At 43.8% G+C, this 15386-nt stretch carries 9 protein-coding genes; 7 read left to right on the top strand and 2 right to left on the bottom strand.

Annotation, left to right across the window (positions count from 1 at the left end):
• The first annotated feature begins 11 nt into the window (after nt 1-11).
• From WJR50_RS25885 to WJR50_RS25875, 4 genes are all read left to right on the top strand, one after another.
• Complete coding sequence (locus WJR50_RS25885; protein ID WP_341296211.1) at nt 12-1589, top strand: RagB/SusD family nutrient uptake outer membrane protein; 1578 nt, start codon at nt 12-14, stop codon at nt 1587-1589.
• A 139-nt stretch (nt 1590-1728) separates the two neighbouring features.
• Nucleotides 1729-5337 carry a VCBS repeat-containing protein gene (locus tag WJR50_RS25880; protein ID WP_341296210.1) on the top strand — a complete coding sequence of 1203 codons (3609 nt, stop codon included), beginning with the start codon at nt 1729-1731 and terminating at the stop codon, nt 5335-5337.
• 48 nt (nt 5338-5385) lie between these two features.
• Nucleotides 5386-5463, top strand: coding sequence for a hypothetical protein (locus WJR50_RS34245; RefSeq protein ID WP_445223489.1), 78 nt, complete (start codon nt 5386-5388; stop codon nt 5461-5463).
• Nucleotides 5429-5704 carry a PepSY domain-containing protein gene (locus WJR50_RS25875; RefSeq protein ID WP_445223488.1) on the top strand — a complete coding sequence of 92 codons (276 nt, stop codon included), beginning with the start codon at nt 5429-5431 and terminating at the stop codon, nt 5702-5704. The genes WJR50_RS34245 and WJR50_RS25875 overlap by 35 nt, the downstream gene beginning before the upstream one ends.
• 75 nt (nt 5705-5779) lie before the next feature.
• Here WJR50_RS25875 and WJR50_RS25870 read toward each other — a convergent pair whose 3' ends face one another.
• Nucleotides 5780-8002: a PAS domain-containing protein gene (locus WJR50_RS25870; protein ID WP_341296208.1), complete on the bottom strand. Its 2223-nt coding sequence runs from the start codon at nt 8000-8002 to the stop codon at nt 5780-5782.
• 800 nt (nt 8003-8802) lie between these two features.
• On the opposite strand from WJR50_RS25870, the gene WJR50_RS25865 reads away from it, so the two are divergent.
• The 3 genes from WJR50_RS25865 to WJR50_RS25855 are packed head-to-tail and all read left to right on the top strand — an operon-like array spanning nt 8803 to nt 14244.
• Nucleotides 8803-9852, top strand: a complete 1050-nt coding sequence (locus WJR50_RS25865) for an efflux RND transporter periplasmic adaptor subunit (protein ID WP_341296207.1) — start codon at nt 8803-8805, stop codon at nt 9850-9852.
• On the top strand, nt 9849-12911 hold the full coding sequence (locus WJR50_RS25860; protein ID WP_341296206.1) for an efflux RND transporter permease subunit: 3063 nt from the start codon (nt 9849-9851) through the stop codon (nt 12909-12911). The genes WJR50_RS25865 and WJR50_RS25860 overlap by 4 nt, the downstream gene beginning before the upstream one ends.
• On the top strand, nt 12898-14244 hold the full coding sequence (locus WJR50_RS25855; RefSeq protein ID WP_341296205.1) for a TolC family protein: 1347 nt from the start codon (nt 12898-12900) through the stop codon (nt 14242-14244). Before WJR50_RS25860 ends, WJR50_RS25855 begins: the two co-directional genes overlap by 14 nt.
• 386 nt (nt 14245-14630) lie before the next feature.
• On the opposite strand, the gene WJR50_RS25850 is transcribed toward WJR50_RS25855, so the two are convergent.
• A partial coding sequence (locus WJR50_RS25850; protein ID WP_341296204.1) for a carbon starvation CstA family protein occupies nt 14631-15386 on the bottom strand: 756 nt, incomplete at its 5' end.

The raw sequence follows: 15386 nt of genomic DNA, 5'->3' as shown, positions 1-15386 counted from the left end.
CCATGAGAATTATGAAAACTATAATGATAAAAATCCCGAAATTAATTCTGGTCTTCGCTATGCTGATTCCTTTGGCTTGTGAAGAACTGGATGAAAATCCCGATTTCATTACGCAGGATAACTTCTTCACTACTGCTGAGCAGTTGGAGCTTGGGGTTAATGCAATTTATGATGGTATTGGATATGGACGTGATTGGTCTAATCACTTTTATAACCGTTATGTGTTTGAGTGTCGGGTAGGCTATCAGGTGGGCTGGGAAAAAGGGCCGCTTGATTTTCAGAATGGAAATGTAAACCCTGGTGATGACTACATCGGTACTTACTGGAGAATTTCTTATGAAAATATCAACAGAGCTAATGCCGTAATAGAAAAGGCTGATGACTTGAAAGAAAATGGCGTATCTAACACCGCACTGCTGGACAGAGTAAAGGCAGAAGCCATTTTCCTGAGAGCATTCTATTACTACAATCTGGTTAGGTATTTTGATGATGTACCAGTCACTACTCAAAGAACAGTGAGCGATCAGGATTTACCCTCCAATGAAAATGGAAAGCGTATTGCGCTTGACCTGATTGAGGGTGACTTAAATGCAGTAGCCGATGTCTTACCTGAATCATATGCCGGAGAAGATGTAGGAAGAGCTACCAAATGGGCTGCCATGGCATTGCTCATGAAAGTATACCTGCTGGATGAAAAGTGGAATGAAGCCCGTACTACTGCCGAAACCATCGTAAACGAGGGAGGCTTTGCGCTTTTTGAAGATTTTGCCCATAACTTTGATGTAGCACACGAAAACTCAGGCGAGCGTATCTTTGAAGCTCAGGTTTCAGCTTCAGCGAATGCCAATGAATATAACAACCATCATTCGCATTTTGTGCCTGCTGATCTTCCTAACGAGTTAGGTGGTGTGGGTTGGCATTGGCTCAATGGTACCCAGGCATTTCGTATGAAATACGACCCGGAAGACAAACGTATCCCGGGTACGTTCATTACCGAGTATCCCAGCAATCGTGTAGGCTTAACAGATGAAGGTGAATATCCTATTGTAAGATGGAGCGAGGATGCTTCCTATAACCTGAGTCGCTTTGGCGGCATGGTATCTGCTGATGCTGATCCCAATAATCCTGAGGAACTGATCTTCTCTAATGGCTGGGTAGCCAAATGGGTAGAAATAGGCACTAACGCAAACCTCACCGAAAGAAACATTGTCTATCTCCGCTATGCAGATGTTCTCTTGGGCCATTCAGAAGCAGCCAATGAGAGCGGAACAGGAGATGCTTACTTCGGTATTAATGAGGTGCGCAGGCGTGCAGGATTAGAGCCCTTATCCGGCTTAACCCAATCCGAACTCAGAGACGCCATCGTAGAGGAACGTGTGTTGGAGTTTGCTTTTGAGCAGGAGACGTATCCCGAACTGAAGCGTAAAAGTACTTTTGGCGGAGAACCAGATTATCTGGGAGATTATATTCAGGAATTCATAGATACTTATGATGTTGACCGTACACTCTCACCCAGAGATTATGTACTTCCTATACCTCTGAATGAAACATTGGGTAATCCTAATGTACAACAGCATTCAGTGTATTAAAACTGAGTAGTTCACATAACATAACCATGAACGATGCAATAGAACCTGCTTTTTTAGCAGGTTTTATGCTTTATGTGCCTTAAATGATTATACTAAACCCCATATAAGGTTACGGATTAAATCCAGTAAATTTTGAATCATGCAACGCCTATCTGACCTTTTCTTATTACTATTCTTATTGACCATTGCGTACGGCTGTTCAGAGGAAGAAACCTCTTCTGTAAATAATACACAAGAAATATTCAGGCTATTACCCGCTGAGCAGACTGGTGTGGACTTTACCAATACCATAGAAGAGAATGACACATTCAATATGGTAGACTTCTTTTATGTGTATAATGGGGGTGGCGTAGCGATAGGAGACGTCAATAATGATAGCCTCCCCGATATTTTTTTCACCGGAAATATGGTCAGTGACCGGCTTTACCTGAACAAAGGAAAGGGAGAAAATAAGCAGATGAGTTTTGAGGACATTAGTGAGACTGCCAATATTTTATCTAGTGGCTGGTCTACTGGCGTCACCATGGTGGATATTAATAGCGATGGCCTGCTGGATATTTATGTTTGCCGTTCAGGAAATTATGAAGCTGAAAAACGGAAAAATAAGTTGTATGTCAATAATGGGATTAATGACGAGACTGGACACCCAACTTTCACCGAGTCAGCCGAAGCATACGGCTTAGCAGATACCAGCTATTCTACCCAGGCAGTGTTCTTTGATTATGACCTTGACGGTGACCTTGATGTGTACCTGCTCAACCATACCAATGCTATCCGCAATCCTAACCAGGTTACTCCTCTGATTAGTGATGGTAGTGGCCCTGCCAATGATAAGCTTTATCGTAATAATGGAGCCGCAGCTGGTCAAGACCCAACCTTCACGGATGTTACACAGGAGGCTGGTATCCTATACGATGGTTTGGGGCTAGGCGTGGGTATCAGTGATATAAATAATGACGGCTGGCCTGATATTTTTGTCACCAACGATTTTATTGCCAACGATTATCTCTATATCAATAATCAGAAAGGTCCAGACGGAAAAGTCACTTTTTCAGAAATGTCAAAATCTTATTTCGGGCATGTGAGTCATTTTAGCATGGGGCATGATATTGCTGATTTTAACAACGATGGCCTTAGCGATATTCTTACGCTGGATATGCTCCCCCGGGATAATTACCATCGGAAGAAGATGTCTGGCCCAATGAATTACAATCTGTATCAGTTTACCCTGGAGCAAGGATACATGCCGCAGTACATGCGAAATACTGTACAGCTCAATTTGGGCAAAGTAGATGGTCAGCATACAAAATTCGCTGAAATAGGGCAGCTTTTGGATTTACATGCGACAGATTGGAGCTGGGCCCCACTCATGGCGGATTTCAATAACGACGGAAAGAAAGATATATTTATCTCTAACGGTTATCTCAGAGATATTACTGATCTGGATTTTATCAACTATACGGCAGGCTTGAGTGGCAATGTCACAGCAGATAGTCTGGATCATATTTTAAAAGAAAAGGCTAAACAGATGCCCTCCATAAAATTATCAAACTTCATTTTTGAAAATCAGGGAGAATTGAGTTTTGCCGATGCTACTGATACATGGGGTATCAACAATCCTTCTTTATCCAATGGTGCCGCTTACGGAGACCTGGACCGTGACGGTGATCTGGACCTTGTCGTCAACAATATCAATGAGCCTGCTTTTATCTACGAAAATCTGACTACCTCTCAACGTGGTAGAAACTTCTTAGGCGTTCAGCTTAAAGGGGATCGTTTAAACCCAACAGGCATTGGGGCAAAAGTAGCTTTATATGCCACTGATATGTACCAGCTAGCTGAGCAATCTGTAGTAAGAGGCTATCAATCATCCGTGGCTCCTGGTTTGCACTTTGGGCTTGATACTATCAAGGTTGTGGACAGCATCATTGTAAACTGGCCTGATGGGAAGATATCTAAAATAGAAGAAGTTGTTGCCAACCAATATATTACGGTAGTACATGCAGAGGCAAAATCGCTGATAGCACCTCCATTTACAGAAAATAATACACCCTGGTTTTCGGACATTACCCAAGCACTTGGACTGAATCACCAGCATGTAGACCCTGAGTACAATGACTTTGGCCGACAGTATCTTTTACCGCACAAATTATCCGATCAGGGGCCTGGTATAGCCGTGGGAGATATGAATGCTGATGGCTTAGAGGATTTCTTCATCGGGGGTGCCTATGATCATTCCGGCTATCTTTTCTTTCAGCAACAGAACGGAAAGTTTACCAAAAAAGCCCTCACCCGATCCGATGATGAAATGGCTGCGGAAGACCTGGGCGTACTCTTGTTTGACTATGACAATGATAATGATCTTGACCTCTATATTGCCAGCGGCAGCAATGAACACTATGCTGACTCCCAGTATTATCAGGACCGATTATACGAGAATGATGGAAAAGGAAATTTTACCCTCACCGAAGGAGTGCTTCCGGCATTTCCTGTAAGCAGCTCCTGTGTCAGAGCAGCAGATTATGATCAGGATGGAGATCTGGACTTATTTGTGGGAGGACGGCTTATTCCTTTGAAATACCCACTCCCACCAGACAGTTACCTGCTTATCAATGAAGGAGGAAAATTCGTGGACAAAACGAATGCCCTTGCTCCTGCCCTGAGAAAGTTAGGCATGGTCACCGACGCCCTCTGGACAGATTTTGATAATGATATGGACGCTGACCTGATCGTTGTAGGTGAGTTTATGCCTCTACAGTTTTTTGAGAATATAGAGGGTAAGCTGGAGAATGTGTCAAACCGAACGGGCCTGAACTATACCGCTGGCTTGTGGAACAGTATAAACGGAGGTGATTTTGATTCGGATGGTGATACTGATTATGTATTGGGTAATCTGGGTCTAAATACAAGAGAAGAAGTCTCCCGTAATGAACCCATGACAATTTATGCTACCGATCTGGATCAGAATGGTTTCATTGATCCTATCATTACTAACTACATTAACCATCAGGAATACCCTACCCACTCCAGAGATGATATTATTCGCCAGGTACCCGCTTTGAAGAAGAAGTTTCCTGACTATGAAAGTTATGCCAATGCCAGTATCTCAGACATTTTGACTCCAACTGATAAAAGTAGAGCCTATACCGCAAAGTCATTTCACCATGCTTCTTCTTACCTGGAAAACATCGGTGAAGGACGGTTTAAATTAATTGAATTACCAAAACAGGCACAGATCGCTCCGATTTACGGCATACTCATAGAAGATTTTGATGGAGATGGAAACCTGGATGTGCTATTGTCAGGCAATGATTTCGGAACAGAAGTAGTCAGTGGCAGATACGATGCTTCTACCGGAATTTTTCTAAAAGGAAATGGTCAAGGAAACTTTACCCCTATGCTCCCACTTAACACAGGATTATTAGTGGATAAAAATGCCAAAGGTGCTGCCAGCATACAGGTGAAAGGTCAGCCAGTTTACTTATTCGCCAATACGAATGGCCCTCTACAAGCTTACAACTATGATGCTTTTCAACAGCAGGATGCAGCTGCTTTGAATGTACCCAACCATATTTTCAAAGCGAAAATAACCCTCAATGACAGCAGCCAAAGAGTTCAGGAGTTCTATTATGGAAATTCTTATCTCTCTCAATCTGGTAGGAAGTTAACATTGTATGGAAATGAGGTTAAAATCAAACTTTATGATTTTAGTGGGAAAGAAGAAACGCATCATCAGGCAGTATTTTAAATATTATTTCATACCCATACCATCAGTGGGATCATCATCAGTGCCATATTGTATGTCATATTTTTTGCAGGCTCTTTTTCGTTCTTCAGAGATGAAATATGTGAAGAGTGGAGAAATCGTCTCTGAAAAAGAACCCTTCAAACAAACTTCCTATGTGGATGGAGCATCCGGCATTTTGTACAGATTGCATTTCGGAGATTTCGGTGGAGTAGGACTGAGGATGGTCTACTTCATTCTGGGAATTGTCTCCTGCTTTGTCATCCTTTCCGGGGTATTAATCTGGCTGGTGGCCCGAGATAAAAAAAATGTAGAGGAAAAGAAAAGGAAGTTCAACGACTGGCTGGGCTGGGTGTATCTGGCCATTTGAGACTGTAAACGAAACTGTGTCAAAGTTGTAGGGATTACAACTTTGACACAATTTTTTTATGTCTCCCCAGTAATTTTACTTATCTGCTTGACTGGCTTTCTGTTTGGCCATCACCAATTCCGTAACATCCCTGGAATAGACGGCGACCGCCACGATTTCACCTTCAACATTTCTTATGGGACTATAATTACTGATCAGGTGAATTTCTCCACCCTCAACTTCATAAAAGAGAGGGATTTCAATAGCCTCACCCTCAAATACCTTATCAATAATTGTTCTCTGACTTTGCTTTTCTTCCTCACTGGGTAGGATAGACAGATAATCAAATCCTTTATCTATCTGGATACCGTACCTTTTCATATTTTCCTCAAAATACCTGTTGAATGTCAAAATTTTACCACCTTTATCTATGGTATAAATCGTGTCCTGCGTAATATTAAGCAGTTCGGTCAGATAGTGCTCACTGCGCTGTACATCTTTCATAATCCGATGCATCTCTTCCTGGGTAGCAGATAATTCTTCCATATTTTGTCGCAATTCCTCTTCCTGAGCTTTCATTTCCTCTCCCTGCTGTTGACTTTCATGTAACAAAGCTTCTGCCTGTTTCTGAGACTTTACTAGCTCAGTGATATCTTTGGCATACACAGCGCAGGCATAGATATCTCCATTCTTATCTTTCAAAGGATTGTAAGATGACAGATAGTATGCGTCAGCTACAGCGATATGTTCTGTGACTTCAAAAGACTCACCCTTGAAAACTTTGTCATACAGCTCTTTATGGTGTGCTCTTTCACTTTCAGAAAGTATCTTAAACACATCATCACCTATATTTATTTTTACGCCAGTTTGAGCAATTGACGCCTTGAAAGTTTCATTGAAGTCTAAATAACGATAGTCCGTATCAATTACAAAGATGGTATCCTTACAGGCTCCCATGAGTGCAGTTGTATACTCTTCTTTCTCTTGCAGTTCCTGCATCATGTACGACCTCTCATTTTCCTGCTCCTTTAGTTTTTCTGCAATACTCTGACTCTCTGAAAGCAGTTTTTCATTATTGATACGAGCTACTTCAATCTCTGTGATGTCCTTTCCGAATACTGCAGCGCCAGTCACTTTACCTTCTTCATCTCTCAGAGGACTGTAGGTAATTTCAAAAAAACTTTCTCCACTTTCGCTTTTAAATGATTCCGAGACTTTAAATGCTTCACCACCCAACACACGGTCATAATACTTTTTGTAGGTAGACTTTTGCTCATCTGTAAACAGACCCAAGATTTCAAAACCTTTATCTATCACAGCTCCCTGTGAACTATAGGTTTCTTTTAATACCTTGTTACAATTTATGATTTTGTACTCACGATCTATGGTAAAAATAGCATCAGAGGAAGCATCAATCAGCCCCTTCATAAAAGCCTCATTACCTTGCAACTCTTTCATTACCCTCTGCATATCCTCTTGTGTAGCAGAAAGCTCTTCCATATTTTGCCTTACTTCTTCTTCCTGTGCCCGCATTTCTTCTGCCTGCTGCTGGGTTTCTTCCAATAATTTTTTGGTCCGGAAATTATTTTTAGCGTTGGCAATGGTAGAAGCAATACTTTCTCCAAGTTGTTCGGTAAACTCTATTTCATAATCTTTGATTGCATGGAAGGAAGCAATCTCAATAGCACCGAACACCTTATCTTCCAGCTTTAAAGGAACAATCAACAGGTGGCGGGGATTTGCTTCACCAAGCCCTGAGGTAATCTTCAGGTAGTTTTGAGGTATTTCAGTCAGATAGATAGACTCTTTCTCAAGAATAGTCTGCCCAATGAGCCCTTCACCTATTTCAATACGTTGGTTTAAATGCTTTTTACGTTCATAAGCATAACAGGCCAACTGCTCAATATGTATATCATTTTCGTTATCATCATTTACCAAGAACAAACCACCCTGATTTGCTGATAGGTACTTCACCAAGCTGCGGATAATGTCTTCAGCAAGTTCTTTTAAGTCATTATCTCTTGAGCGAAGAATATCCATAAACTTAGACCTGGTGTCTGCTACCCAGTTTCTCTGTTTTTCTTCCTGAGATACTTTGACCAACTGTTTCCTAAGACTGATAAGTGATTGAGCCAGTTGATCTGCTGATTCTATCTTGCTTATATTCTCTTCCTCATAGTACTTTACTTCCAGATTACCTTTTTCAATTTCACTGATAAATTCAGCTGCAGATGCAATTTGTGACTGAAGGGAAGCATGTTCTTCAGTATATTGCTTTAGTTTTGCTTTCTTAACGAACGTAAAAGAGAATAACTTCATAGTGCTTAATTTGTATTGCTAACTTTTTTTCCTCACATCTTTCTCCTTAATCGGGATTTATCCAGAGCAGAAGGCCAGAATTAATTTTTGGCTAAAATTAGTCAATGGAAAATATTTACTTCGCAAATCATGCTTGCATTCAGTTGTCAAAAAATCTTTTTACTTGCACTGAAAAGCAGCTTAGCAGGTAGGTTTCAGCAAGTTTAAGAGACTATTTAGGTAAGTAATTCAGCAAGCTGTGATCTTCTTTGTTTCTGCCAGAAAAATATATCTTGAAAAGGAGGATTATTAAGCATCAGAAAATCAAACACTTACATTTGTAAAAGCTAACAGTGTTTTAAAAGTTGATCATAAAATCATACCACTGCATTTTCGTACGTCTATGATGTACTGTATTGCCAAAGAAGGTTCATCACCAACCAAAAGCATAAAGTGCTTCCTACAGATTGATGGACTTTGATATACTTGTCAGGATGTTTTAACCCTGGATATGAGTTATTTCTTCCATTGTCCTGGAGAAGATCCATGAAAATCACAATATTTCATCCTCGCTATTTTACTTTGGCCAGCACATGCTCCATATTGGGAAAGTCTTACAAATTTTGAAAAAGTAATAATAGAAGCACCGACTCAGAAGGGCAAAAGAACAAAGGTTCTCACACCCTCAATAAAGTATTCTGTGCAAAAAGACTCAATATCCTTTAAACAAATCTTACAAAGAGCAGTCTTATATATATTCTGTTTCATATACGAAGTGGTCATTTTTTTTGCCGCAGCGATATTTTTTCACCACCAAATCCATGAAAACAAATTCATATACCTATATCCTTTGCTTTCTCTATCTGCTATTATCTTCCTGCAATCAGCAGGAGGAAAGACAGCAGACACAGCAGCAACAGGTACTGGAAGTAGATGCCCACTTGGTAGAGGCCCGGCAACTAAACAATACAGTCTCTTCTACAGCCAACCTCCTGCCGTATGAAGAAGTACAGCTCAGAGCCCCTGTTGCTGGTAATGTGCTGAGAATTTACTTTAAGGAAGGACAGCAGGTAGAACAGGGAGAATTACTTCTGAAAATTGACGATCGGCAGCTAAGAGCACAGCGTGAGGGTCTGCAGGCACAGCTAAGCTCTGCTCAGAAGGAGTTACAGCGTAATGAAGAACTGCTAAACATAGAAGGGACCAGCCAGGAGGCGGTTGATCAAATTAGGGCTACCGTTAGCAATCTCCAGGCTCAGATTAACGAGCTGAACGTGCAAATCAATCTGGCCAATGTCAATGCCCCTTTTGACGGGCAGATAGGTATGCGCAACTTCAGCCAGGGAGCTTATCTCGCCCAGGGCGATGCCATCACCCAACTAGTGCAGTCAAATCTGATAAGGGTGGACTTTAACCTGCCTGCTCAGTATCTCCCCTACCTGGAAGAAGGGCAGGCAGTAAAGGTCATTGACAACAGCGGATTGGATACCGCACAAGCGGTAATCTATGCCATCAACCCACTGATCAGCGCTGCCTCACGCAGTATACAGCTCAGAGCTAAGTTGGAAAACGACTCGCTGAAGTTTACGCCCGGCAACTTTGCCCAGGTAGAAGTAAGTCTGGCACTGGACCCTCAGGCACTTATGGTACCTGCCGAAGCAGTGCAGCCTGAACGCGACGGGCATATCGTCTATAAGGTTCAGAACGGCCTGGCACTCAAGCAGCCGGTAAGTATGGGGATACGTACCGAGAGCCGCGTCCAGATTGCACAAGGGCTTCATGCCGGAGATACTATCCTTATCACCGGGCTCATGCAGGTGAGTGATAGCACCGAAGTGGAAGTCAGATCATTAAAAGAGAAAGCCCTATGACATTATCCGACTTAAGTATCAAGCGGCCGGTACTGGCGACTGTACTCTCTATCGTCATTGTGCTTTTTGGCATTATCGGGTTTCTACGTTTGGGGGTTCGTGAATATCCTAGTGTAGACCCACCGGTGGTTACTATACAGACTGACTATACCGGGGCCAATGCTGAGATTATAGAATCGCAGATCACCGAACCCCTGGAAGAGGAAATCAATCAGGTGGAGGGTATCAAAACCCTAAGTTCCATTAGTTCACAGGGACGCAGCAGTATTACAGTAGAATTTGAGCTGGGTATAGACCTGGACAATGCCGCCAATGACGTGCGCTCCAAAGTATCACAGGCCGTAAGTAGCCTGCCTCCCGATGCCGACCCGCCGGTGGTTTCTAAAGCAGATGCTGATGCCGAGACTATTCTGGCCATCACCCTCAAGAGCGATCAAAGGGATTTGCTGGAACTGACTGATATTGCCGACCAGTTGTTTGCCGAACGTCTGCAAACCATCCAGGGTGTCAGCGAAGTCTATCTCTGGGGAGAAAAGCTCTACGCCATGCGCCTGGTGCTGGACCCCGATCGTATGGAAGCCTTCTCTATCTCGCCTATGGATATTCAGAGGGCATTAAACAACCAGAACATTGAACTACCCACCGGCCGTATTGAGGGACGTAAATTTCTGACCATTCGCACCTTTGGGCGGTTGCAAACTGAGCAGGAATTCAATGAGATGATCATTGCTGAGCGGGATAGCGTACTGGTAAGGCTGGAGGATGTAGGCCGAGCCGAACTGGCACCACAAAATAAGCAAACCATACTGCGGGGAAATGGAGGAGAGCCTATGGTAGGAGTAGCCATGCAACCTCAGCCGGGAGCCAACTATATTGAAATTGTAGACCAGGCCTTCGCCGAAGTAGAAAAAATAAAGCAGGACCTACCCGAAGATATTGTACTGGGTGTAGGACTGAACACCACCACCAGCATCCGCCGCTCCATTGAAGAAGTTCAGAATACCATACTAGTAGCCTTTGCCCTGGTGGTGATCATTATCTTTATCTTTCTGAGGAACATACGTACCACCATTATTCCCATCATTACCATACCCATTTCGCTCATTGGTACTTTTGGCATTCTCTACTTCGCCGGTTATTCTATCAACCTGCTGTCCCTGCTGGGCATGCTGCTCGCCACCGGCCTGGTGGTTGACGATGCTATTGTGGTGATGGAAAATATCTACTCCCGTATAGAAGAGGGGCTAAATCCGATTCAGGCAGCTTTTAAAGGTAGTCGGCAGGTATTTTTTGCCGTCATTGCTACCACCATTACACTGGTATGTGTCTTTTTGCCAATTTTTTTCCTGCAGGGTCTTACCGGCAGACTTTTCCGGGAATTTGCGGTGGTAGTCGCCGGATCGGTGCTGATTTCAACCTTTGTCTCCCTCTCCCTCACGGCCATGTTGTGTTCGCGTATGCTTAAGCAAGACAATAAGGAATATAAGTTTCTGCAACCCATTCGCCGTGGTATAGAGTGGCTGATCAACGGCTACCAGGGATGGCTGGAAAAATTTATGAAAAAACGCTGGCTGGCCTTCCCGGCAGTAGCCATCATTGGTGGATTGATCTGGCTATTTGTGTCTTTGATAGAATCTGAACTGGCACCGCAGGTAGACAAAAGCAGCGTACGGCTGGTGACTACCGCACCTCAGGGTACTTCTTACGATATGATGGATACTTATCAGCAAAAGCTTATTGATCTGGTAGATACCTTGCCCGGTAAAGAAAACCTACTATCAGTCACCTCCCCTACCTTCGGCTCCTCCGTTTCGGTCAATTCAGGCTTCGTCAGGCTCCGCCTGTATCCACCCCAGGAAAGAGAACGCTCACAAATGGAGCTGGCCGAAATTCTGAGCCAGGAAGTAAAGAAATATAATTTTGCCCGAACTTTCGTTACCCAGCCTCCTACCATCAGCGCAGGTTCCAGCAGTGGCCTGCCGGTTCAGTTTGTACTGCAATCGCCAAATCTGGAAGATTTAAGAGAAGTCATCCCTACCTTTATGCAGCGTGCCCGACAGCATCCGGCCTTCAATGTGGTAGATATCAACCTGAAGTTCAATAAGCCCGAACTGCTGGTGGAAATCAACCGGTCTAAGGCACAGGATTTAGGAATTAGCGTAAGAGCGGTAGCGCTAACTTTACAAACTTACTTTAGCGAGCAGCGGCTGGGCTACTTTATCAAGGATGGCAAACAGTACTACATTATTGCACAGGCGGAAAGAAGCGAACGCAATGAACCGGCCGACCTTGCGGAGATTACTGTCCTGAGCAAATACGGCGAGCGGGTAGCTTTGGATAACCTGGTTACTGTTCAAAATGAGAGTCGTCCGCCCCAGTTGCTGCGATACAACCGTTTTACTTCAGCAACCATCTCTGCCTCCCTGGCCGAAGGCTATACTTTGGGAAAGGGGCTGGACGTAATGAATCAGATTGCCGATGAGGTGCTGGATGAAAATTTCAGTACCGCACTCAAGGGACAGTCGGAAGATTATGCAGAAAGCTCCAGCAATCTGTTGATCGCTTTTATTTTTGCGCTGCTGCTGGTATACCTGACGCTGGCGGCACAGTTTGAAAGTTTCCGTGACCCGTTTACCATTATGTTTACAGTGCCGCTGGCACTGGCCGGTGCCCTGATGTCGCTGCTTATTTTTGGGCAGACGCTCAATATTTTCAGCCAGATCGGGATGATCGTATTGATTGGTATCGTCACCAAAAATGGTATTCTTATTGTTGAGTTTGCCAACCAGAAAAGAGATGCCGGAGAGGATTTGATGTCAGCAGCCATACATGCGGCTACGGAGCGCTTTCGTCCTATCCTGATGACCAGCCTGGCTACTACCCTCGGAGCTTTACCTTTGGTAATCTCCTTCGGAGGTTCGGCCAACAGCCGCATTCCGCTGGGTATCGTCATCATTGGAGGGCTACTTTTTTCTCTGATCCTGACACTCTTCGTCATTCCTTCCTTATATACTTATATCGCGAGCAAAAGCAAAAGAAATGTGGTTGAAGAAGCTTAAAAGAATACATATCAAAACTTTGATCAGGGCCATCAGCTTGCTGCTGTTGCTGGGGATGACGTTACCCCTGTCAGCACAGGAGGGTGAAGAAGTGAGCCTGCCCGAACTGGTCAACCGGGTGTTCAGTGCCAATTATCAGGTGCAAATCTACCGAAACGAAGAACAAATCGCCTACAACAACAATACATTGGGGAATGCCGGTTTTTTCCCCACCGTAGACCTGATAGCCGACCGCACCATCGGCTACAATACCACCACCATTCAGTTTTTTGAGGGAGAAGAACGTAACCGTGATAATGCCAGAAATACCTCTTTCAATGCTATGGTAGAGGTAAACTGGATCGTTTTTGACGGTTTCCGAATGTTTGCCGAGAAGAACCGCCTGGAATATCTTCAGCAGATCGGTGCACTGGAAACCCGTTATTTTCTGGAACAAACCATATCCGATGTAGCCAAGACCTACTATGAGCTGATCAGGCAACGACAACTGCTGGCCAATTTTCGCGAGTCGCAGGAAATATCTGCTTACCGGATGAGGCTGGAGCAGAAAAGAAGAGAAGTAGGAGCCGCCGGTGCCCTGCAGTATTACCAGTCCAGAGTAGACTTTAATACGGATAGCGCCCAGATTGTAGAGCAAATTAATAATATTGAGAACCTGAGCGTACAGATCAACGATCAGATTAATTTTCCGCTGGAGCAGGTGCTAAGGCCTGCTGATGAGGAGATCAGTTTCAGGACCCTGCCCTCTCCTGACAGTCTGCTGGAAATGGCGCAGGCACAAAACCGGGAGTTACGGCTGGCCCGACTGGAAGAGTTGCTTTCCGAAATACTGGTAGATCTTGAACAGTCGCAGCGCTATCCTGAAGTGAGCCTGTTTGGCAATTATTCATATGTCCGCTCTACCAGCGAGATAGGCATTACAGAATCGCAGCGTAGTTACGGACCGGAGTTTGGTATCCGCCTTCGCCTGAATCTTTACGATGGAGGGCGTACCAATATCGCCATCAACAATGCCGAGCTGAGACAGAACAACCAAAGGATCAACCGCACTGAGCGGGAGCAGGCAATACGGGCGGCCATGATTCAGAACATCAACCTATATGAAGCACTCCAAAGGCAGTTGTCCATTACCGAGGAAAGTCTGGAATCGGCACGCCTGTCCTTGCAGATTGCTGAGGAACAGCTGGAACTGGGAGCCATCAACGGATATGACTTTCGCCTTACCCAGCAGGCATTTATCAATGTCCGGAATGATCTGATTAATTTCCGTTATCAGCTCAAGAGCACAGAGATAGATATCCGCCGACTCAGCGGACAGTTGTTAACACGATAGAAGCTTCAAGGATGTAAATTGAGCAGGCAATACTGGTATTACAAGCCCTCTGCACCTTGGATTCATTGACTCGTAAAACCCTTTAAAATTTAAGTTCCAAAAGTTTTTCTTGTTGTTAAACCTTTCATTTTGTTCACTAACTTTCAAAACTTAAATGACCTATTTGATTGCCTGTTTTGCTTGTTTTTGAATAGGTAACCGAATTGCAAAAAGTATTCGTAACGCATTCTAGTGCAAAAAAGGCGAATGAAATACTCACTTGCAATATTGTTCTGTTTAAATAAAGCCAAGGTAAACAGTAGTGGTTTAGCTTCAATTTATGCTAGGGTTACTGTCAATGGTAAGCTAATCTTGTTTCGTGTCGTCTTGCTTTAGCATGTTACAATTCAGACTTTTTCAAGATGCTGATCGGCATTGTTTAGTTCCTTTTTAATACTCTTTCTGGCTAACCAAATCAGTACTACAGAAAGTAGAAAGAGTAAGCCTGCTATAACTGAAAGAATATACACTCCTTTGTTGAAATTCTGAACAGCAAAAAGAAGCAGCGAACTAAGGGTGACAGCAAACATGAAGAACATGGGAATTAATACAAAAGTGGGTTTTACCTTCCGTTTGATTAGCCAAACTGAAACAGCCAGTAGCGCAAGGGCAGCCAGTAGCTGGTTAGCTGATCCGAAAATTGGCCAGAGCGTAGTAAACTCCCCGGATGTAAGTAACAAAACTGATAATACCACCACAATGAAAGTAGCCACATAACGGTTTCCTGAAAGCATTTTCCCTGCTTTGTGATCTACATCCTCAAAAAACTCCTGAAAAGTAAATCTAGCCAGACGGGTACAGGTATCCAGCGTGGTCAGCGCAAAGGCTGATACAGTAAGCGCAACGAAAGAAGTAGCCAGCGTGGAAGAAATACCGGTAGAGGAAATGATACCTCCTAGCCCATCGGCAAACATGGTGACGGGCCCCTCCACACTCAGTCTACTGGCATATTCTGTTCTGCTAATCACGATGACTGCACCGACAGAAATAATGGCTAGAAAAGATTCAATCAACATACCTCCATAACCAATCACCTTGGCATCCTTTTCCTGATCTACCTGCTTGGAAGTAGTACCGGAAGCTACCAGGGAATGAAAACCACT

Source organism: Catalinimonas locisalis, from assembly GCF_038039535.1.
Classification (GTDB): domain Bacteria; phylum Bacteroidota; class Bacteroidia; order Cytophagales; family Cyclobacteriaceae; genus Catalinimonas.
The sequence above is the reverse complement of the archived record's forward strand: the minus strand, read 5'-3'. Positions and strand labels throughout refer to the sequence as shown.

Bases quoted from the DNA above. Each gene is read 5' to 3' on its own strand.
- WJR50_RS25885 (WP_341296211.1), top strand. From the start codon at position 12: ATGAAAACTATAATGATAAAAATCCCGAAATTAATTCTGGTCTTCGCT.
- WJR50_RS25880 (WP_341296210.1), top strand. From the start codon at position 1,729: ATGCAACGCCTATCTGACCTTTTCTTATTACTATTCTTATTGACCATT.
- WJR50_RS25875 (WP_445223488.1), top strand. From the start codon at position 5,429: ATGAAATATGTGAAGAGTGGAGAAATCGTCTCTGAAAAAGAACCCTTC.
- WJR50_RS25870 (WP_341296208.1), bottom strand. From the start codon at position 8,002: ATGAAGTTATTCTCTTTTACGTTCGTTAAGAAAGCAAAACTAAAGCAA.
- WJR50_RS25865 (WP_341296207.1), top strand. From the start codon at position 8,803: ATGAAAACAAATTCATATACCTATATCCTTTGCTTTCTCTATCTGCTA.
- WJR50_RS25860 (WP_341296206.1), top strand. From the start codon at position 9,849: ATGACATTATCCGACTTAAGTATCAAGCGGCCGGTACTGGCGACTGTA.